Source organism: Roseivirga pacifica (assembly GCF_900111145.1).
GTDB lineage: Bacteria > Bacteroidota > Bacteroidia > Cytophagales > Cyclobacteriaceae > Roseivirga > Roseivirga pacifica.
This window is the reverse complement of the sequence record NZ_FOIR01000001.1, coordinates 1612797-1632432: the sequence shown is the minus strand read 5'-3', so window position 1 is coordinate 1632432 and position 19636 is coordinate 1612797. Positions and strand designations below refer to the sequence as shown.

General features: G+C 42.3%; 16 protein-coding genes and 1 other RNA gene. 7 read left to right on the top strand and 10 right to left on the bottom strand.

Going from position 1 to position 19636, the window contains the following annotated elements; translation table 11 throughout:
* The first annotated feature begins 64 nt into the window (after nt 1-64).
* Nucleotides 65-2563, top strand: a complete 2499-nt coding sequence (locus BMW98_RS07220; RefSeq protein WP_090257833.1) for an ABC transporter permease — start codon at nt 65-67, stop codon at nt 2561-2563.
* On the opposite strand, the gene BMW98_RS07215 is transcribed toward BMW98_RS07220, so the two are convergent.
* From BMW98_RS07215 to BMW98_RS07205, 3 genes are all read right to left on the bottom strand, one after another.
* Nucleotides 2564-3484, bottom strand: coding sequence for a lysophospholipid acyltransferase family protein (locus BMW98_RS07215; protein WP_262501587.1), 921 nt, complete (start codon nt 3482-3484; stop codon nt 2564-2566).
* 262 nt (nt 3485-3746) lie between these two features.
* Nucleotides 3747-4577, bottom strand: a complete 831-nt coding sequence (locus BMW98_RS07210) for an alpha/beta hydrolase (RefSeq protein ID WP_090257831.1) — start codon at nt 4575-4577, stop codon at nt 3747-3749.
* Between the two features lie 63 nt (nt 4578-4640).
* Nucleotides 4641-4859, bottom strand: coding sequence for a hypothetical protein (locus BMW98_RS07205; protein WP_090257830.1), 219 nt, complete (start codon nt 4857-4859; stop codon nt 4641-4643).
* 170 nt (nt 4860-5029) lie between these two features.
* On the opposite strand from BMW98_RS07205, the gene BMW98_RS07200 reads away from it, so the two are divergent.
* The gene (locus BMW98_RS07200) at nt 5030-7240 is read left to right on the top strand and encodes a helix-turn-helix domain-containing protein (protein WP_090257829.1); all 2211 of its coding nucleotides are present in this window, start codon (nt 5030-5032) and stop codon (nt 7238-7240) included.
* 5 nt (nt 7241-7245) lie between these two features.
* On the opposite strand, the gene BMW98_RS07195 is transcribed toward BMW98_RS07200, so the two are convergent.
* Complete coding sequence (locus tag BMW98_RS07195) at nt 7246-8550, bottom strand: type II toxin-antitoxin system HipA family toxin (RefSeq protein WP_090257828.1); 1305 nt, start codon at nt 8548-8550, stop codon at nt 7246-7248.
* A complete protein-coding gene (locus tag BMW98_RS07190; RefSeq protein WP_090257827.1) occupies nt 8544-8897 on the bottom strand; it encodes a helix-turn-helix domain-containing protein in 354 nt (117 codons plus the stop codon). The genes BMW98_RS07195 and BMW98_RS07190 overlap by 7 nt, the downstream gene beginning before the upstream one ends.
* 276 nt (nt 8898-9173) lie before the next feature.
* Between BMW98_RS07190 and BMW98_RS07185 the strand changes: the two genes are divergently transcribed.
* The 4 genes from BMW98_RS07185 (at nt 9174) to dnaX (ending at nt 14087) form a co-directional block, all read left to right on the top strand.
* On the top strand, nt 9174-11585 hold the full coding sequence (locus BMW98_RS07185) for a beta-1,3-glucanase family protein (protein WP_090257826.1): 2412 nt from the start codon (nt 9174-9176) through the stop codon (nt 11583-11585).
* A gap of 77 nt (nt 11586-11662) precedes the next feature.
* Nucleotides 11663-12031: a transfer-messenger RNA gene (gene ssrA / locus BMW98_RS07180) on the top strand.
* A 205-nt stretch (nt 12032-12236) separates the two neighbouring features.
* The gene (locus BMW98_RS07175; protein WP_090257825.1) at nt 12237-12473 is read left to right on the top strand and encodes a GIY-YIG nuclease family protein; all 237 of its coding nucleotides are present in this window, start codon (nt 12237-12239) and stop codon (nt 12471-12473) included.
* A 501-nt stretch (nt 12474-12974) separates the two neighbouring features.
* Nucleotides 12975-14087 carry a DNA polymerase III subunit gamma/tau gene (gene dnaX, locus BMW98_RS07170; RefSeq protein WP_090257824.1) on the top strand — a complete coding sequence of 371 codons (1113 nt, stop codon included), beginning with the start codon at nt 12975-12977 and terminating at the stop codon, nt 14085-14087.
* A 94-nt stretch (nt 14088-14181) separates the two neighbouring features.
* Here the strand turns inward: dnaX and BMW98_RS20430 are convergent, their stop codons facing one another.
* Nucleotides 14182-14340, bottom strand: coding sequence for a hypothetical protein (locus tag BMW98_RS20430; protein ID WP_170836510.1), 159 nt, complete (start codon nt 14338-14340; stop codon nt 14182-14184).
* A gap of 10 nt (nt 14341-14350) precedes the next feature.
* Here BMW98_RS20430 and BMW98_RS07165 point away from each other — a divergent pair, with 10 nt between their 5' ends.
* The gene (locus BMW98_RS07165; protein ID WP_139177446.1) at nt 14351-14761 is read left to right on the top strand and encodes a hypothetical protein; all 411 of its coding nucleotides are present in this window, start codon (nt 14351-14353) and stop codon (nt 14759-14761) included.
* A 64-nt stretch (nt 14762-14825) separates the two neighbouring features.
* Here the strand turns inward: BMW98_RS07165 and BMW98_RS07160 are convergent, their stop codons facing one another.
* From BMW98_RS07160 to BMW98_RS07145, 4 genes are read right to left on the bottom strand one after another with little or no spacing between them, the layout of a single operon-like run.
* Nucleotides 14826-15758: a DUF3078 domain-containing protein gene (locus BMW98_RS07160; protein WP_090257822.1), complete on the bottom strand. Its 933-nt coding sequence runs from the start codon at nt 15756-15758 to the stop codon at nt 14826-14828.
* Nucleotides 15759-15791: 33 nt separating this feature from the next.
* Complete coding sequence (locus tag BMW98_RS07155; RefSeq protein ID WP_139177444.1) at nt 15792-17669, bottom strand: LysM peptidoglycan-binding domain-containing protein; 1878 nt, start codon at nt 17667-17669, stop codon at nt 15792-15794.
* Complete coding sequence (locus BMW98_RS07150; RefSeq protein ID WP_090257820.1) at nt 17669-18307, bottom strand: O-methyltransferase; 639 nt, start codon at nt 18305-18307, stop codon at nt 17669-17671. The genes BMW98_RS07155 and BMW98_RS07150 overlap by 1 nt, the downstream gene beginning before the upstream one ends.
* The gene (locus BMW98_RS07145; RefSeq protein WP_090257819.1) at nt 18307-19542 is read right to left on the bottom strand and encodes a M16 family metallopeptidase; all 1236 of its coding nucleotides are present in this window, start codon (nt 19540-19542) and stop codon (nt 18307-18309) included. The genes BMW98_RS07150 and BMW98_RS07145 overlap by 1 nt, the downstream gene beginning before the upstream one ends.
* Between the last annotated feature and the right edge of the window lie 94 nt (nt 19543-19636).

The window sequence follows — 19636 nt, the reverse complement described above, 5'->3', positions numbered from 1 at the left end:
CTTCAAAACCGGGCTTTTTGTTTTGGCACTGCTTTTGGCTTATGTTGAACAAAAATAAGGTCAAATGCTCAAAAACATGTTTACCATTGCCTGGAGAAATGCCATACGCCACAAGCAATTCTCTTTGCTCAACATCCTCGGTCTCTCAATTGGCATCACAGCTTCAATTACCATTGCGCTATACATCGTAAACCAGTATAGCTACGACAATTTCCACACAAAAAAAGACCGAGTTTACCGCATTAACCAACCTATGATTTGGGGAGATTGGAATGAGCAATTTGCCTCCACAGGCCCCAACCTAGCTGTTGCACTTCGCAGTGACATTCCTGAGTTTGAAGCCGTAACGCGCCTACACACCCTAGGCGAATTGGTGGTAAGCTATGAGCCAACTAATGGCACACCTGTTTCTTTCAATGAGAGTAAACTCTTTGTGGCCGAACAGAATTTCTTCCAACTCTTTACATTTCCGTCCATCGCTGGCGACCTGAATACTGCCTTAGAACTGCCCGGCAGTTTAGTTATTACCCAAGAAACTGCCACCAAATACTTTGGGGACAACAACCCAATTGGGCAAACATTAACCCTGAATAGCAGTGGCCAAGACACGCCATTTAAAGTAACAGCTGTTATTGAAGACATTCCAACCAACTCGCACCTGCAGTTCGACATGCTGGCCTCTATGAGTTCTTACCAGCACATTAAAAACCGCGAACACCAGTGGATATGGACCACTTTTGTTACCTACGGGCTACTTTCGCCTAGTGCAAACGCCAGTGCAGTGGAGGCCAAACTACAGGCTATACCTCCAAAATGGGCCGAACAGGAAATCCAGAACGTTTTTGGCCAATCGTATGCTGAATACATGAAGGGCAAGAAGTGGACGCTTACCATGCAGCCACTTACCGAAGCTTATATTCACACGCCAAACTCGGGCAATCGCTTAGGGCCATCTGGCAACATTGTTTACACACATATTTTCACTGCTGTGGGAATTCTTATTTTGTTGCTTTGCAGCATCAACTTCATGAATCTCTCTACTGCCAAATCGGCTAATCGCGCCAAAGAAGTTGGCATTAGAAAGGTTTTGGGTTCTCATAAAAAGTCCTTAGTCCGTCAGTTTATTTTCGAGTCGGTACTTTACGTTTTTGTAAGTACAGTGATCGCATTGGTAGTTACCGAAATTTCACTGGGGGCATTCAACCAAATAGCCAATACCGAACTGAGCCTTTACAACTACTTGGTAGACCCAACTTTCGCTGCCATACTTGTAGGCTTTGTATTGCTGCTTGGTATTGCAGCCGGTAGCTACCCTGCATTCTACCTATCATCTTTTAGCCCTATTAGTGTTTTAAAGGGAAAACTAAGCAGCGGCTTTAAAGCCAGCGCTGTCCGAAATGGCTTGGTGATCTTTCAATTTACTATCTCCGTTACGCTTATTATTTGCACCTTCTTTGTGCAAAAACAATTGAACTATGCATCGGGAATGAATTTAGGCTTTGACAAGGACAACATTCTGCACGTTCAGAATATTGAAATGTTGACTGATGCCCAACAGGAAACACTACAAACTCAGTTAGCGCAGGAAGCAGTATTTAGCAATGTGGGTTTGTCGGACCTTGTTCCGCCAGAAGTATGGAACGAGGACAAATACAGGGCATACGGACCAGGTACAGAAGTTGTGACCCTGAACAGAATAAGGTGCAATGAGGAATATGTTCAGCTACTAGACCTCAAATTTGCCGCAGGCAGAAACTTTGAAAAAGCACGCGGTAATGAAAAACATAAGGTGATTTTAAATGCTTCGGCAGTAAAAATGTTGGGCTGGGAATACCCCATCAATCCAAATAATTCGCCCGTTGGCCAACACATTACGTTCCCAAACAGTCACCAAGCACTTTTTGAAGTGATTGGTGTGGTGGAAGACTTCAACTTCAATAGCGTTAAATATGAGATATCTCCGCTATTAATCATTCACCAAGACAATGACCATATGTGGGAAAGCGGAAAAAGCTACCTATCGCTTCGCTTAAACCCTAGCCTTTCAAACATAACAAAAGAAATAGAAAGTAGCCTTGAAACCATTGAAGAAACCCTGGCTGGCATAAACCCAAGCATACCATTTGAGTACTCGTTTATGAACCAAGAGTTTGAAGCCAACTTTAGAACAGAGCAACGAATGGGGCAAATACTAAATATATTTACGGCCATGGCATTGATTATTGCCTGCCTTGGTCTATTTGGTTTAGCTGCTTTTGCAGCCGAACAGCGCAAAAAAGAGCTTGGTGTTCGCAAGGTTTTAGGTGCATCGTTACAGCAATTAGTTTACTCATTTACTAAAGAGTTTTCGGTACTAATTTTTGTAGCGATACTAATAGCCAGCCCGCTCGCTTACTTTTTGGTAAATGGTTGGTTAGCTTCTTTTGCCTACAAAACACCAATAGAAGTTTGGGTATTTGTAGCTGTGGGAATTGCCTCTATTACCATTGCATGGTTAACCATTGGCATTCATTCCATTAATGCTGCAAGACAAAATCCGGCAGAAGTTTTAAGAGACGAGTAGCTACTTATTCTTTTGTTCAGCCATGGCTGCATCAGCCTCCGCTTTGCTGTACTTCCACCTTTTGTGCGACCACAAATAACCAGAAGGGTTCAGTTTAATAGACTCCTCTAATAGCGAAGCGTAGGCTTGAATAACATTTACTTCTTTGCCAATTGGCGGAACAGCTATTTGCTTGTACTCCAACTTATAATGGCCTCTTTTCACCTTTTCTACATGTACAAAGTAAACTGCGTAACCTCCAATTCGGGCAATTTTGTTGGTGCCTGGATAGAAAGCGGTTGCTCTATTAAAAAAGTCTACCCAAACTTTTTTGGAACGTAGCATAGGCGATTGATCCGCTACCATACCCATAATTCGTGGGTACTTGTTGCGGAGCATTTCTTTACCCGACTCCTCCTTTTCAATAACTCTGTGCACATGCCTTGTCCGTAAGTTGATCATCAGGTTATCGAAGAATTTGTTCTGAACCTTTTTGTAGACAAAGTCCACATCGCAGTTGTTTGTAGCGCCCATTACGCAGCCGTTCCACTCCCAATTGGCCTTGTGCCCAGAGAGTGCAATAACTGGAATTCCAGCCTGCACCAGTTTCTCCAGTTCGTCTCTGTTAACCAGTTCAAAACGCGCTTCCCAATCTGCCTTTGTAAACCTATAAGACTTGAATAACTCCACAAAAGTCGCCAGAAAATGACGGTAGAATTCGCGCTCAATAGACCTCTTTTCGGCCTTGGTTTTATCTGGAAAGGCTATATCCAAGTTTCTTCGTACAACCCTTAACCTATAGCGAACAACTCTTCGCCCAACAAAGGCAGCAAAATCTGAAATGCCGTACAAAAACCAGAATGGTAAAAGAGAAATGACCTTAACTAAAAACATGCTACTGAATTGGCACGCAAAAGTCGCTACTAAGAGAGTTATAAGCAATAAAAAAGGGCTTAGAAAGCCCCCTTTTACCAATATCGTGTAAAAACCTTAGCTCAACCGAAAAAGAAATGGTTTTTACCCTCTATTTCTACATGTAAGAAACTTTAGAAGTTTAATACCCTTACAAGGAATTCATTTTTTTGCAATTTATCACAAACACACAGCCATTATTTACACCAGGGCAAACGTTTGCCCGAGAAAACAGCAGCAAAATAGGTTCATATTTAAACCTACAAATACTCAAATCACAGGTTTTGAATAATTAATCACGAAAAAGCCACATAACGGCAGTAGCAAATTCGGTATTCCAAAACTGCTCATTATGTTCGCCCTCAGGGTTTACTTTAGAGGTTATATTTTTCGATAAACCTTTTGCTTTCATCAAGTCAACCATACGATTAAAACTGCTCAGCATTTCATCGCCTTCTTTTCCACCCATTAACAAGTATAGGCGCGTATTATTAGGCAAAGCTTGCTCTTGAACTTGTTCAAAAGGCCCTTCTCCCCACCAATAACTTGGCGACAATATGCCTGCCTTACTAAAGACTTCTGGATATTGAAAAACAGCGTAGTGCGTGATCAAACCACCTAAAGAACTGCCCATAATTGCTGTATTGCTTCTACCGGGCTTGGTGCGATAATGCTCGTCTACATAGGGCTTAATGGTACTAACAATAAACGACATATAAGCTTGCCCCTCGGCTTTACCGTACTTTTCATGGCCCCAAGCCGTGAGTTCGTGAATTCGGTTTGCTCCTCCGTTATCTACACCAACCACAATTAGTTCGAGACCAGCCGAATAATATAGGCTATCCAGAATTTCATCCACACCCCATTCACCCACAAAGGAGGTAGCATTATCGAATAAATTTTGGCCATCGTGCATGTAAAGCACAGGGTAACTTTTGGCCGAGCCTTCATATTCGGGTGGTAAATAGACTCTGATTTGTCTATTTCTTTCAAGGCCGGGAATATCAAATTCCTTTTCTACTATATGTACGTTTTGCGAGGCCGTGCTTTTGGTTTCTTGTCCAGACAGTACATTAACACCAGCACAAACCAGTAATAGGAAAACAGCTTTTCTAAGGATCATAATAGGTCAATATAACTTCAAAGTAATAAATAGCCCCGAGCTACGCTCTAACTGCCAAATAAGTTAGAAACCTCGTTCCCAGCGACTTGCCTCTTGCTTCTTTTTCATTTCTCCGGATTCAATCATCTCCGCAAGCCTTCGGTTTTGTTCATGCGTCTTAGAGGTAAGGTGCCAATAGCCACAATGCTGACATTCATAAACGTTTTGAGGGCCTTCATGAGGTAAAAAGCCTTTGTAAATATGCTGATCAACCAAAGCCGTTTCGGCCAGGTCTTCGCTCATGTATTGATATTTGCCAGTAGAACAACGCATATGAATAGGACTTCAAAGAAAGCGGGTCTTGCTTTAAACAAAAAGAATTAGCTTCCACATTTTGCACCAACCTACATTGCCAATCGAGTAGAAACAGCTACTGTTCTTCAATTTTAAATTCTAGTCACTAAATTTGGACAATGCCGGAACTGCAACACACCAATAGCACACTAAATGAAGTGGCACAAATAGCCGCAGAATTTGTAAATACTACCAACCGCCATGTTTTTTTAACGGGAAAGGCAGGAACCGGAAAAACCACCTTTCTTAAACATATAGTAAAAAACACCCACAAAAAAGCCATTGTAGCAGCACCAACAGGCATTGCAGCTATTAATGCTCAGGGCGTTACACTTCACTCGCTGCTTCAACTGCCGTTTGGAGCTTTTATACCCGAACGCACCATGCAGCCAGTGGCCAATTCGCAATTCACTACACTTTACAATTTATTTTCGGGCCTGAGATTTAATAGCGCAAAACGGAATCTGCTACAGGAAATGGAGCTGCTGATTATCGATGAGGTGAGTATGCTCCGTGCGGATTTGCTCGACTGTATAGACCACATGTTGCGCTACCTGCGCAAAGAAAGAAATATTCCTTTTGGGGGTGCGCAAATTCTATTTATTGGTGACCTGCTACAGCTTCCTCCCGTAGTAAAAGACGATGAGTGGAACATTCTCAAAAACCATTACAATTCGTCATACTTTTTTGAGGCCAAGGCACTGCAAGGTAGTCCGTTGGTACATGTAGAACTTGAGAAAATTTACCGCCAGAGCGATGAAAAATTCATCGGTATTCTGAACAGATTTAGAGAAGATAAGCAAACCAATGCCGACATCGGTTTCTTGAATCAATACTACAAGCCTAACTTTGACGAACAAGCAGCACAGGGCTACATTCACCTAACCACACACAACCGCAAAGCCGACCAAATAAACAGCGATAGGCTAGTTGAGCTAGACACCAAACCTTACACTTTCGAAGCAGAAATTAGCGGTGACTTTCCAGAAAACTCCTTTCCTATTTCAGAGCATTTAGTGCTAAAGGAAGGCGCACAAGTGATGTTCATTAAAAACGACCCAAGTGGTGCAGGCCAGTTTTTTAATGGCAAAATAGGACAGGTTGCTTCTCTTTCGAGCTCCACCATAAAAGTAAAGTTTGAGAATGGCGAAACGGTTATCGTTCCGCAATACACTTGGGAAAATAAACGCTATACGCTCAATAAAACCACCAACGAAATTGACGAGAAAATTCTTGGCAGCTTTACGCACTTTCCGCTCAAACTTGCTTGGGCAGTAACCGTGCACAAAAGCCAGGGCCTTACTTTCGAGAAAGCAATTTTAGATCTGGCCGGGTCATTTACGCAGGGGCAAGTATATGTGGCATTGTCCAGACTGACTTCACTAGAGGGGCTGGTACTTTCATCTAAAATTCCAACTGATGGATTTGGTATCGCCAGCTCTATGAAGGAATTTGCAGAAGCCAAACCAGAGCTAAATCAGCTACACGAAAAACTGGCAAACGATAAGCGGGTTTACCTCTACGAACTCATCAGCAGACATTTTGATTTCGAAAGTGTGGTAAGAAGCTTTAATACCCACATCCGTAGTTTCGATAAACAGGAGAACAGATCGCTAAAGCAGCAGTTTTTAACTTGGACAACCGATTTGGTCGCCACACTAACCCCACTAATAAAAGTAGGTAGAGGTTTTCAGAGCCAAGTATATAAAATCACACAAGAAGATGACTTTGAAAGCCAACTTTCAGAGCGCGTAAAAAAGGCCACCCACTACTTCTCCCCTATTTTGAAGAATGCCTTGGAGGCCATAAAGACGCACGACAAAAACTTGAAGGACAAAACCAGGCTGAAAACATATCGAAAAGAGTTAAAAGCCTTACAAGAAGAACTCTTTAACAAAACCATTGCCCTGCTGCGCACCAGTTTGTATGTAGAGTTTTTGGCAGAAGGAAAAACGCTCACCAAGCAAGACATTGATGAGGTGCTCACCTCAATGATCGTTCCTGAGACACCAAAAAAGGACAAAACACCAACTCATGAAATCACTTTCGCTCTTTATAAGGAAGGCAAAACGGTAGAAGAAATTGCAGAAGCCAGAGGATTTGTGGCCTCAACAATTGAAGGACATTTGTGCAAGTACTTGGCTACAGGAGAAGTGATGGCTACAGACTTGGTAGATGAGCAAAAGCTAAAAAACATGCTCAGCCTGATTACACCAGAAACCGAAACCATGGGAGAGATAAAAGCCCAACTTGGCGATGAGTACTCTTACGGTGAGGTGCGCGTTGCGCTAGAAGAGTGGAAAAGGCTAAACCCAGATAAGACAAAGTAAGCGTCTTAGATTTCAGGAAAGGTACGCTGTAGCATTTTCGCTTTGCTAGCTGGTATTCCAGCTTTTTCGGCAAACGCCAACCAATTGGAAACAGCCTCCTGAATTTCATCCACTATCCTATTGGCCTTTTTAATACTGTTTTCTTTAGCGATGCTTAACAAATCAGTCTTTGTTACCCCTTCTTGCTTACCTCGTATTAGCATTGTATGGTTATGCAACCAATAGTTGTCTGGGTTATAAGCATAGCAAATATCATATGCGGGGGTCAATTGCCATTTGCCATGTTTTTTAAGCATAAAGGCAAAATTCTTGGTGTGGTCATCGCAGTTTTTGGCCAGCACATTAAACACCATCCTTCTAAACATTTGCTCTGCCTCTGGATACGTTAGGCGAAGTTGGCGCATAGTCTGAAAAACCTGCTCATAACTATATACGCCCCTTTGATTATAATCGTAGTGCTGCAAGCCACATAACGTTTGAACGTGATGTTTTGCTGAATTTTCACCTCTATCAAATCGCTTGGTCATAAAGTGTGCCCTACCATTTTCCTCAAGCAATTCAGACTCCATCATATCAATACCGCAACTTGTGGCCATTAAATAATAAGCGAACTCTATCCTACCCCAGCCTGAACTTTCACCAAACTGAGCATCACTTACTCCGTCAAGCTTTAACAACCAATGTTCAAACCCCTTAGGCGCATTTAACTGCCCCGACCGAGCTTCTCCGCTCTGCTTGTTGTAAGCAATTACGGCCTTTGGCCTTGCCCCCCCTGCCGATGTACCGACACGTAAAATTTGTTGAAGTGCCTGTAGCTCGTCTCCTGAAAGATTAGCATTCAATCCCTCCTTTTTCGACAACATTTTACGTGCTACCTCAACCAAACTGTCCACTTCAATTTTAAATGCACTAGATCTTGTTGGCAGTTGCGCTGGTTCAAACTCCAAAGCCCCCATTCCTCTTTTGCCAATAAAACACAGTTGTTCTACTGGGTTCATACTGTTTTCCGGGCGACCCTGCTGTGTTAGCCATACATTTATTAACTGACTTCCGTACCTATCGGGCAGTGCATCGGCCAACAAACCTGGCAACCCTTTAAAAGTATCGTAAGCGGCTTCCTTTCCCTTTCTAAGTGCAGGAAAACTGTAAATACGGCTACCGTTATCTATTGGCATTTTCAGTGGAGACAAGTCCCACCCCTTCTTTACAAAAGCTGGTGCATATTCAAAACTGGCAAGTTGTGTTTGGGCATCCCAACGAACTGCACCAACCAGTTGACCCCAAAGCCTAACTTCAGCTACATCTACCATCCCAAATCTTCTTTAGATTCGTTCGACTTTTTACTCCTTCTAACGCGCTGTTGCTGTTTTTTCTTAAGTTTAGCGTAAGCCAAGGGGCTAATTTCCTCCTTCACACTAAAAGCCTCCATTACATGGAGTAACTCTAGCACCCGTAACACCTGAATAAGTGTTACGAAATTCACACTTTCACCTCGCTCCAACAGACTTAAAGTGGACCTGCTTATTCCGGCCGCCTTGGCAAGCATATCTTGGGTCATTTGCTGTGCTTGTCTATGATGCTTAACAAAACCACCCACCGCCACATTAATGGCCTTATCGCTCATTGACGACCAATTCATGTATGAGTTATCATTCATAACAACTAAATATAAACATTATTGAATGAATTATCATTCAAAATAGTAACTATTTAAACAAACATGTTCGAATGAAAAACCGTTCACTAAATATACATAATACATATAACGAATGATTATTCATACAATCAATACATTACATCTTCTTAAGCAAGAATTAAAACATTCCATTACTCATTTTACCTAATCGAATAACTTTTAAGCATTGGTCTATTTGATTGGCATGGCAAACTTTTTATTGCCTATCTTTTTCCTTCAATAAACAATTACACACACATGTCAAAACCAACAGGGATTTCCTATGTGGAAGTTAACATCACTAATAATTCGGGCATTGAAGACAGCCAATTGTACATTTTTCTTCAGAGCCAAACGCAGATTTATCAAATCAATAATCAATTAGCTAGCGTATTTAACGCTCCCAAACCGGACCAAACAGCCGCCCCTTCGGTAACGCTCTCGGAATTAAAAAACTCAGACGGTACGTATTCATTGTATATCAATTCGGATAACAAACTAAAGTCTGGCAGATTGTATTTCAGCAACAGTGCATCTGCAGTTCAAATCACCCAATCGGGAGGAGAGGTAACCGCCATTAACGGTCCTTCTCCCACCGCAGATTTCATCTTCGATTTTGTTGAACTCACACTAAATGCTGGTTCAGATATAAACCTAGATACCACCCAAATCGATCAGTTTGGCGTGCCGATCACCGTGCAAGTTTCTCCTAACGACCCTAACTTCCCGAATGGTACTGGAATAATCATTGGTGATAGTAGAAAAACCGTAATTGATAATTTCAACACACTATGTAGCAAACTGGGATTTGCCGACTACGCTCCATGCGCAACTACTTCGCAAAGCATTCCTCGCCTGCTCGGCCCACAACACGTAATTGATTCGCAGACTACACAAACTCAGCTTACGGGAGATTTAGCCATCACCACAAGCGGCAACACTTACACTGGTACCTTCACGATGTCAACGGGAGGAACTGGCTCGGTTAAAGTGGGGCAATTCTCCAGTGGCCCAGGCATTCCAGCAGGCGCTACCGTTCAAAGTGTTGATACAAACACAATTACCATAAGCGGCACTAAAAGTAGTTTCGGAACAAACAGCAGCTATCAAAAAGTTGCGATAGTTTTCTACGAGAGAAGTGAGACTACCTTGAGTACAAGTATGGATACTGCTATCTACAACTTCTTTAAACATTACGAACAAAACACGCTCTACCTAGTAGCCAATGGCACCAACAGCGGCACAGAAATTTATGCTGGAAAAGTTAAAACTGACTTTATACTACCAAGCGGACTTACGGATATAAATGGTAATTCGGACACTAAATACACTGTATTTGAGTTTACAGGAACAGGGTATAAATATGATTCTGCCACCAACGAGCTTAAAAAACTAGCTCCACCAGCCAATGGGCAAACCAATGTTTATCAGGTCTTTTACCCTTACTTTTCAACCAACTGTAGCGAATCGCCTAATAGTAACGACTTAACACCTCAAGGACCTCCGCCTCCACCAGCGTGGTGGAATGCAGGCTGGGGAGCAAATGTATCCACCGCCAAAAAATATGGTGGGCCGTTGGGTAATATGAATACTATCTCTCCTGCTTCACAAATGGTGTTGGCATGCGCAGGTGTTTTTGGCGACAGCAGTTATCAAAATTGGGCATACCATAACCTATCAGGTTTCGAATTACAAGATGACACTGTGCTTGGCAACCTAGAAAATCAGGTGGTGACCATGCTCAATCGTGGAATTACGCCAAACGCTGAAGGGATAAACAACTTACATACCCGAGTAGGCTTTATTAACAGTAATGACATCGGTCCAATTGACTTGAAAAACGTTCAAAACTTCTTGCAAACCAACCCCGTTGCGCTTATTCAAACACCTAGCTCGGCCATCACCACAATTAAACTTAGCGATGTTGTAGAGAACGATTCTTCCTATAAAAAACTAAGCAATCCAAAAGGCTTTGTAGGAAGCAAAACCTCTGGAAAAATCTATTTTCAAGGAACACATATCCAAAACTTTACGATTGACGAAAAGAATGCTGGTGTTTTAACAGCTGTTCCGAACACGAGCCCTTCCAATACTGTAAGCCGCATAAGTTTTGACACAACCAATGCCGAGCTAAGTTTTTTCTGGGAAAGTGCGGTCGACTTGGGTAACACACAAGCTGAAATAACTTGCTCTTTTGGGCCTGTACTTGATGGTCACTATGCCACACTACACTTGCTCGACCCGAACAGTCCGGCACAGGCGGTTACTTTTAGTAGCGACATTGGCACCGACAACACCAATATTGTTGAAGGCATGGAAATGACCACACTCTCACAGTTTTCGCAACCCATGACGGTATATTACTCGGCCAATAATGGTGGGAAATCACTCATTCTGCATTCTCCTATTCCATTTAAACCTTTTAATACTGGCATTCTCCTATTCTCTAACTTCTATCCGCTTAAGGATAATGAGCCTTTGGGTGAATGGAATATCTACTCTTATTACTTCCATAATGGCGTTTTAGGCCTAGACATTCCAACAATAGACGGCAGGGGTTACGCTTTTCCATTTGATGATAATGGCGGTTATAGTTCAGACCTTACCCTGAACCTAGGCAGTAATAACCCAACGGGTATATTAGATGTTACTTTGAATAAGGTGATTTAAACATTGCCGAGTGTTTAGCTTGGAACAAAAATCCCTTTACATTTGTAGTCCTCTTGAAAAGTCGAGAGGATATACTTGGGGCCGACCGGAATTGACAGTAGGTGTAGCGCAAGTGTAAGCATGTCGGGAGTTGTGCGTATTTCCCGTAAATAAAACGTTCAACCTTTTTAAATGGCGAAAGACAATACGCCCTTGCTGCCTAATCAGATTTAGATAGCAATGTGTCTCTCTCACCCCTCGTTCTGCCGGGTGGGAACATGAGACATCACAAAGCAGAACTGGTGTTGGTAGGTTCGTGATATCAGCATAAGATTAACTGCGAATAAGGTAAGGCTTAGGATGGTTGCTGTCCTTGTCCGGCTCGAAAATTAATCAGCAAATAAGCATGTAGAAGGCACTTAGTGTTCCTTATCTGGACGAGGGTTCGAATCCCTCCGGCTCCACCTATGCCCTCCGAAGCTTTAGCATAGGAGGGCTTTTTTTATCCACCGAAGCTTAAGCGAAGGTGGATTTGTCTTACTTAGGGCTTCGGTGGAGACCTCCACCGATTCTTGATTTAATTCCAGCCTCCAAACATTAAACTCCTCTATCTTACTAAAGCTTCAACAACAGGGCATTAAGAATCTCCACAAAATTTTACTACTTTGAACAATGCACACAGTTTACATACTGCTTTGCTCTGATGGAAAATTCTATACTGGATGCACTTCAAACCTTGAAAACAGACTGAAAAAACACCTTAAAGGTGAAGTAACATCTACAAATTATAGATTACCTGTAGAGCTTGAAACCTACATAGTTTTTAAGGATAAGTATAAAGCATACTCTTTTGAAAAATACCTCAAGTCTGGTTCTGGTATAGCATTCAGAAATAAGAGGCTAATTTGACAGTAAATGGAACTGAAGAATGAATCAATTATCACTCATCAAAAAATCAGCTGAAACTAATAAGCGGAGAGGAATTTCAAGAGTTATGTGATTTATTTTTGAGTTTAAGACACAGAGGCTATAAGGCTTTTGCTCGCAGTGGTGTCCACGACACCAAGTAGAAAACCACCAAGCTTGCTTGAGTGTTTTTTTACTTTTAAGAGCCTGTATTAAACGCACAGCAGGCTGCATTTGTAAGACGGTAGCAATTAGGGATCATTTTATGATACCCCCTCCGGCTCTACCACGAACAGTTCACATTATCCTTTTTATTTTCATCCTGAACGAAGTCAAAAGATTGACCAAGTCTTGTTATTTAACAGACCCCACCACTACGGTCGGGATGGAAAAATAAAGAAACACCTTTGCTCACTCCGCGCCCTGAGCGGTTCCTTCTCATTTTTTCCTCAATCTTTGAACTTTCAACTCTGAACATCTAACGCAAATTTATATCTTGCAGCGATGGAAAAATTCGTTGTCTCAGCACGTAAGTACAGACCGGTTGGATTTGAAGAAGTAGTAGGCCAAGAACACATTACCACTACCCTTAAAAATGCTATTGATAACGAACAATTGGCTCAAGCACTGCTTTTTTGTGGTCCGCGTGGTGTGGGTAAAACCACTTGTGCACGTATTGTGGCCAGGCTTATTAACGAGCAATCCATCGACAACCCGTTATTGGGCAACGATAGTTTTAATATATACGAGCTCGATGCTGCCTCTAACAATTCGGTAGACGACATTCGTAACCTAATAGACCAGGTACGCTACCCTCCACAACAAGGAAAATACAAAGTTTACATCATAGATGAGGTTCACATGCTTTCGAATCAGGCTTTTAACGCCTTTCTGAAAACATTGGAAGAACCACCTTCTTACGCCATTTTTATTCTGGCCACTACGGAAAAGCACAAGGTAATTCCAACCATTCTTTCCCGTTGTCAAATCTTCGATTTCAATAGAATCGAGATAAGCGACATTTCAGGTCAGCTGAAAATGATTGCCGAAAAAGAAGGCATTGATGCTGAGGATGAAGCCTTAAGCCTTATCGCTCAAAAGGCAGATGGTGCCATGCGCGATGCGCTTTCACTGTTCGATTTGATCGTGACATTTAGCGGCAAGCATGTTACCTACAGAGCTACCATCGATAATCTGCACATTCTGGATTATGATTATTATTTCAGAATGACGGAAGCACTCTTTGAGCAAAAGACTTCTGAGACCTTATTGATCTTTGATGAGATATTGAAGAAAGGTTTCGATGGACACAACTTTGTTGTTGGACTTAGCAGCCACTTCCGCGACCTGATGGTTTGCAAAGACAACGCGACCATTAATTTGTTAACGGTTTCAGACAACATTAAAAAGGGCTACCAAGAGCAAGCCAATGCAATTCCGCTTTCGTTTTTACTGTCGGCACTCAGTATTATCAATCAGTGCGACATTAACTACAAAGCCAGCAAAAATCAGCGACTGCACGTTGAACTGGCGCTTTTAAAGATGGCTCACCTAACTTCAGCTATTTCATTGGCTCAAGTGAACGCCAACGGTGATTCATCAAAAAAAAAATCCTAGTTGAGCCGAAAACTGAAGCTCCAGCTCCTAATAATGAGGTAAAAGCAGCTCCTTCCCCACAAGCAGAAGCTGAAAAGCCTGCTCCCACTCCAGTTCAGGAAGTTGCGCCACCACCTCCGAAACCAGAAGAAGCACCAGAAACTCCTGCTGCACCAATTCCCTCGGCTACTAAAAGGCCAAGTTTAAGAAGAGGCAATAGGGCGAAAACGCTTGGTATTCCTACTGATTTGAACGCCCTTAAGTCTGTAATCAACCAACCAGAAGTGAAAGCAGACGCTTCAGAGGAAGTAATTGAAAGCAACAAACGCTCTACTCCTTACACGGATGACGTATTTGCAGCAGCCTGGAAGAAATTCATTGAGATTTCGGAAAGCCAAGGCAAGCACCAAGAGGCACTTATTCTGAAAGATGAATATGCCAAAGAAGAGCATACCATAACCGTTTTTATTGCAAACGAAGCACTTGAACCTAGTTTCGAAAAGCTTAGAACGGACTTATTGGAATACCTGAGAAACGAGCTTAAGAACGATCACATTCAGTTGAGAAGTGTGATTAAGGAAATTGAAAAGCAAAAGATGCTCTATACCGATAAGGAAAAATTTGAGCACCTAAAGCGTAAATACCCTGCGCTAAAAGACCTGCAAGAAAAACTGGGCCTAGACCCTGAATTCTAGCATTCGCCTTTCTTATTCATGTAAAAACTGATAGAATACTTATTCTTGGTTGAGTCAAGTCGTGTCACTTAAACCCAATGGTTAGGCCTACGTTGATCACGTTTTTGATTTGGAGCGCCCTCCCCTGCGTTCCATCATCAAAGTTAATCATCACGTCATCGTCATAAATAATTTGCGATGTAATGGTTGAGGCAATGTAATCATTCACCTTCAATACTATTTCTGCCAAGCCATTAACCACCGTGTTAGGGAATTTCTCATAGTTAGAGAAAAGGTTGATACCCATTTTAAAGTCCACGTTCTTCATGAGTTTGGCTTTTACGTTACCGTTAAAACTTATCCCGGCCTCTGCCCTAAAAGTTTCTCCTGGCAAAACCCCAAACGCACCCGCATTAGCCAAAGAGTCGTTCATAACAAAAGTAAAACGACCAGTAAATGGAGAGAGGGTCATATCCATAATATCGCCTTCACGATAGGTAAGACCGAGCGAGGCCTGCATATAGCCTGGCGCCAAAAAATTGGATATCAACACCCTACGTTTATCCGAACTATTGGGAATATCCTCATATTTATAACCTTCGTCCATCTGTGTTTGAAACAGAATGGCTGAAGTCATCAATACTTTTTCGCTAAACTTTTGACTGTATTTTGAGCTTAGGTTGATGATATCATCGGTTTTCTCAAACCTGTTATCAACAGCCCCTTGACGCAAAACACCATAGGCAATTCGGGCGTTATTCTCCCAAACCACTTGATCCTTTTCGTACTTTCCATTGGCTTGCAGTACCGCTCCCAAGGCAAGTGAAGATTCACCACCGGCAGCCCAATTGGTTAAGCCAACTTGCTGAACATTAAAACTAAACTTAGCCTCTGTTTTCCAATAATTAATAGTGTCCTCAGCCACAGGGTCAGGATCCAAGTCAGGATCTACCTGAGCATAACTTATGGTACACAAGCTTGCCAGAAAAAGAACGACAAATAGTATTTTCCGATTCATTAAGTTGTTTAATCGAGTCTACATTTAAACAAATTACTTTGTTGTATAGATCTTCAGTTTTTCACCCAATGCAAGATTAGCATCTTTCTTGTCATTCCATTCTAAAATCTGATCAACGCTCACACCATACTTTCGAGATATAGCCCAAAGCGTTTCGCCAGCCTGAACCGTATGCATGACCAATGCGGGTTCTTCAACCGGTTTTTTCGGAACAACAAGCTTCAACTCTTGACCAATCTGGAGTCCTTCCATCACATTCAAGTCATTCCAATCCAGTATGTCGTCAATCTCTACGCCATACCGTTTGGCAATACCAAAAAATGTCTCTTTAGGTTGAACGGTGTGTGTTATAATTTCTTCTCCTTCTTCCGGCTTTAGTTCCTTCTTTTTTCGAGGCTCAATATAAACCTCATCTTCTATACTTAGCTCCACAGTTTTCGTGGCAGGCCGCTCAATATCGGGCTGTTTTTCTTTAGCCGGTTCCACCTCATTTAAAAGCCTATCTTCAGCTGCGGGCTTCTTTGTTTCCACAATCACATTGCTATACTCGATTGGTACATGTGCCGGACGAATAAAACGAAGCCACAATACACGACCCACCTTAAGCTGTTCAACTTCACGCATCCTATTTTTTCTCAGTAGCTTCTTCAGCTTTATGCCGTAGTCTTGAGAAATTCCCCAAAGCGTTTCGCCCGGCTGCACCACATGGTAGTGTACCCTACCCTTGCCTCGCTTGTTTTTCAGGTAGTAGTACTTCTCTGGCCTTACATTTCCGCGTTCGCCAATATCGTTGAACTTACGCAGCCTTCTCACTTTTACGCCAGTTCTTGCCGAAAGCGTTTGCAAGGTCTCGTTTGGCCCTGCCTTAATCGCCTTAATACCGTTTACTTTTATGGCTCCCGGCTGATAGGCATTTCTCAAATTACCTTTGATTTCGGGATACACGCCTGTATTGCCAGTAACAGGCTTTATGCCGTACCTATCGCGCACCGATGATGATGAAGGGCGAGAAGTATTCGTTTTGTCTTTACCCGTGGTAGGTTGGCTGCCAGTGCCGGTGTTATTAGTTGGTCTGTTGTTTTGCGCAACGGGTTTTTGACCCGATTTAAGCGGATAAATTACTGGATACGATTTGTCGTCAGGAATTCTACTTTGGTTCAACCACTTATTAAAACGCTTTACTTCTTCGTAATCAACGTCCACCTTTTGGCTTACACTTCGCAAGGTTTGCCCTTGACCTTCGTATGAAGCCAAAGCCACTTCTGGGTGCTTTCTTCCATCACCAACAAAGTCTTGAAAAGCCAATTTGTGTGCTATAAACTTTTTGATATACCAGTGCGATTTACCAGTGATGTTCATGCTTTTGGCACCATAAAGCTTATCGGAAACTGAACGTTGCGTACCAGTAAGCCCTTGCAAATAAGACTGCATAGAAAGCACCCAGTTATCAAACACAAAGTTCGATCGCTTAAGGTATTTGGTAGCACCTACCGTTGAGGCAATGATGTGCTTGCGTTCGTCAACCAGGTTATCTACACGTAAACCAAGTTCTTGTGCCGAAGCCTTTTTGAACTGCCAAAACCCCACTGCATTAGATGTTGAAACAGCATCGGCAATAAACTCACCTTCTTGAATTGCCAAGTACTTAAAGTCATCAGGAATGCCTTCTCGCCTTAGTACTTCTTCCACAAAGTGCATGTAAAGGTTAGAGCGGTCTGCCTTTAATTGAAAATGATACTGGCTTCGGGTAAGTAAGTCCAGCGTTTCTTCTACCTCCTTCTTTGCCTCATTGTTAAGCTTAAGCTTTACACCGGCAACCTCAATTTGGTCGGGGACAATCATAGGTGCTTGGGCAGTAAGCTGCAAGCAGGTAAAAAGTACAAAAATGATTGTGAGTAGGGGTTTGCGCACTATTTTTTTCTTACAATCATTAGACCATCTCTAATCGGGAATAACACATTTTCCACCCGATCATCTTCCTGTACGAAACGGTTGAAGTCAAGAATTACTTGTGTGTCTTTGGTGATTTTTTCGGTCTGTACCACTTTTCCGCTCCAAAGCACATTATCAGCAATTATAAATCCACCCGACCGTACCTGATCGATCACTAAATTATAGTAATTGAGGTAATTTTTCTTGTCTGCATCAATGAATACTAGGTCGAAAGGTTCATTTATTTCAGGAATGAGCTCCATGGCATTACCAATACGGTAATCTATTTGGGCAGAATAATCCGACTCATCAAAATAACCCTGTACCTGATCATGCAATTCCTCATTTATATCGAGGGTAATGAGTTTACCATCTTCAGCCAGCCCTTCGGCCATACAAAGTGCAGAATAGCCGGTGTACGTACCCACTTCCAAAATCACTTTTGGTTGAATCATGTGCGTAAGCATAGAGAGCACACGCCCTTGCAAGTGGCCAGACAGCATTCTTGGCATCATTACACGCGCGTGCGTTTCGCGGTTAATTTTGCTCAATAATGGTGACTCTACATCACTGTGGTCTTCTACATATTGCTGAATATCTTCCGGAATAAAGTCCATTAATCCTGTGGTAAAAAAGTTAGAAAACTCATTTTATCGTCTTGCAGTGTGGCATTGGCTATGTCCAACAGCTCGGTGCTTGTTACACTACGAATATTTTTAAAAATAGAATCAAGGCTTTCAATACGCTCTAGGTCGAGAATACTTTTGCCCATCATCAGCATAAGATTCACATTATTTTCTTCGGCCATGGCCAACTGCCCTACTAACTGCTCTTTGGCACTATGTAGCTGCATGGTACCGAGCGGCTTTTCCCTCAATTTCTTCAGCTCTTTCATTACCAAGCGCCTGCTACGGTTAGTTTGGCTTTTTTCTGTTCCATAAAAAATAGCGAACAGGCCAGTATCTGAATAAGGATGATAGGCCGCCTCCACATTATATACAAATCCGTATTTTTCGCGCAGTGCTAAGTTAAGCCTTGAGTTCATTCCTGGGCCACCCAAAATATTCAGCAGCATAAAGAACTTTAGCCTATCGTCATGCCCTAGCTCAAAAGCAGTACTGCCAATGGCGCAGTGTGCTTGAGAAATAGCTCTTTCTTCTACCTTAGTTTGTGGCAAGTATGTTCCGAAAGCAATACGCTGTTTCTCTGCCTTAAAATGCGGCACTTTACCAAAGTACTTTTCTGCTAAGCGCTTCACCTTTTTGAGCGGAATACCTCCAACACAAGAAAACACCACCCGTTCAGTATTCAGGTTTTGCTTTACAAAATTCTGGAAATCTGCCCTGCGGAAAGACTTTACACTATTCGGTGTACCCAAAATATTCTGCCCCAGCGGGTGCTCACCAAAAACTACATTATCAAATTCATCCTGAATGGCATCTTCGGGGCTATCCTTATATAAGGCCATCTCTTCCAGAATTACGCCACGCTCATTTTCAATCTGCTTTTCAGGAAAAATAGAATCGAAAGTAATGTCTTGTAGTAGCTCAAAAGCGCTATCGGTATGTCGCTCCAATGCCGAGGCATAAAAGCAAATCTTCTCTTTGGTGGTATAGGCATTCAACTCACCTCCAACAGAATCGAGCCGATTGAGAATGTGGAAGGCCTTTCGCTTTTTGGTCCCTTTAAAAGCCATGTGCTCCCAAAAGTGCGCGATACCCAGCTGGTTCTCGCGTTCATCGCGACTACCGATATCCAAAATAAAGCCACAGTGCACAATTTTGGTATTTGGAACCTCTTTGTGAACTATGCGAATGCCGTTTGGTAATTGGAACAAATTGTAGTCAACCATCTCCTATCCTTCTGAAAGGCACAAAGATACTAGAAATCATTGGCTTGAAAACCAAAAACGAACTTATCGGGCATTGTTTCAGGCTTGTGCATTT

Excerpts from the sequence above, each read along its gene's own strand:
- BMW98_RS07160 (WP_090257822.1), bottom strand. The coding sequence starts at position 15,758 with ATGAATCGGAAAATACTATTTGTCGTTCTTTTTCTGGCAAGCTTGTGT.
- dnaX (WP_090257824.1), top strand. The coding sequence starts at position 12,975 with ATGGAAAAATTCGTTGTCTCAGCACGTAAGTACAGACCGGTTGGATTT.
- BMW98_RS07210 (WP_090257831.1), bottom strand. The coding sequence starts at position 4,577 with ATGATCCTTAGAAAAGCTGTTTTCCTATTACTGGTTTGTGCTGGTGTT.
- BMW98_RS07205 (WP_090257830.1), bottom strand. The coding sequence starts at position 4,859 with ATGAGCGAAGACCTGGCCGAAACGGCTTTGGTTGATCAGCATATTTAC.
- BMW98_RS07190 (WP_090257827.1), bottom strand. The coding sequence starts at position 8,897 with ATGAATGATAACTCATACATGAATTGGTCGTCAATGAGCGATAAGGCC.
- BMW98_RS07195 (WP_090257828.1), bottom strand. The coding sequence starts at position 8,550 with ATGGTAGATGTAGCTGAAGTTAGGCTTTGGGGTCAACTGGTTGGTGCA.
- BMW98_RS07175 (WP_090257825.1), top strand. The coding sequence starts at position 12,237 with ATGCACACAGTTTACATACTGCTTTGCTCTGATGGAAAATTCTATACT.
- BMW98_RS07220 (WP_090257833.1), top strand. The coding sequence starts at position 65 with ATGCTCAAAAACATGTTTACCATTGCCTGGAGAAATGCCATACGCCAC.
- BMW98_RS07145 (WP_090257819.1), bottom strand. The coding sequence starts at position 19,542 with ATGGTTGACTACAATTTGTTCCAATTACCAAACGGCATTCGCATAGTT.
- BMW98_RS07200 (WP_090257829.1), top strand. The coding sequence starts at position 5,030 with ATGCCGGAACTGCAACACACCAATAGCACACTAAATGAAGTGGCACAA.
- BMW98_RS07150 (WP_090257820.1), bottom strand. The coding sequence starts at position 18,307 with ATGGACTTTATTCCGGAAGATATTCAGCAATATGTAGAAGACCACAGT.
- BMW98_RS07185 (WP_090257826.1), top strand. The coding sequence starts at position 9,174 with ATGTCAAAACCAACAGGGATTTCCTATGTGGAAGTTAACATCACTAAT.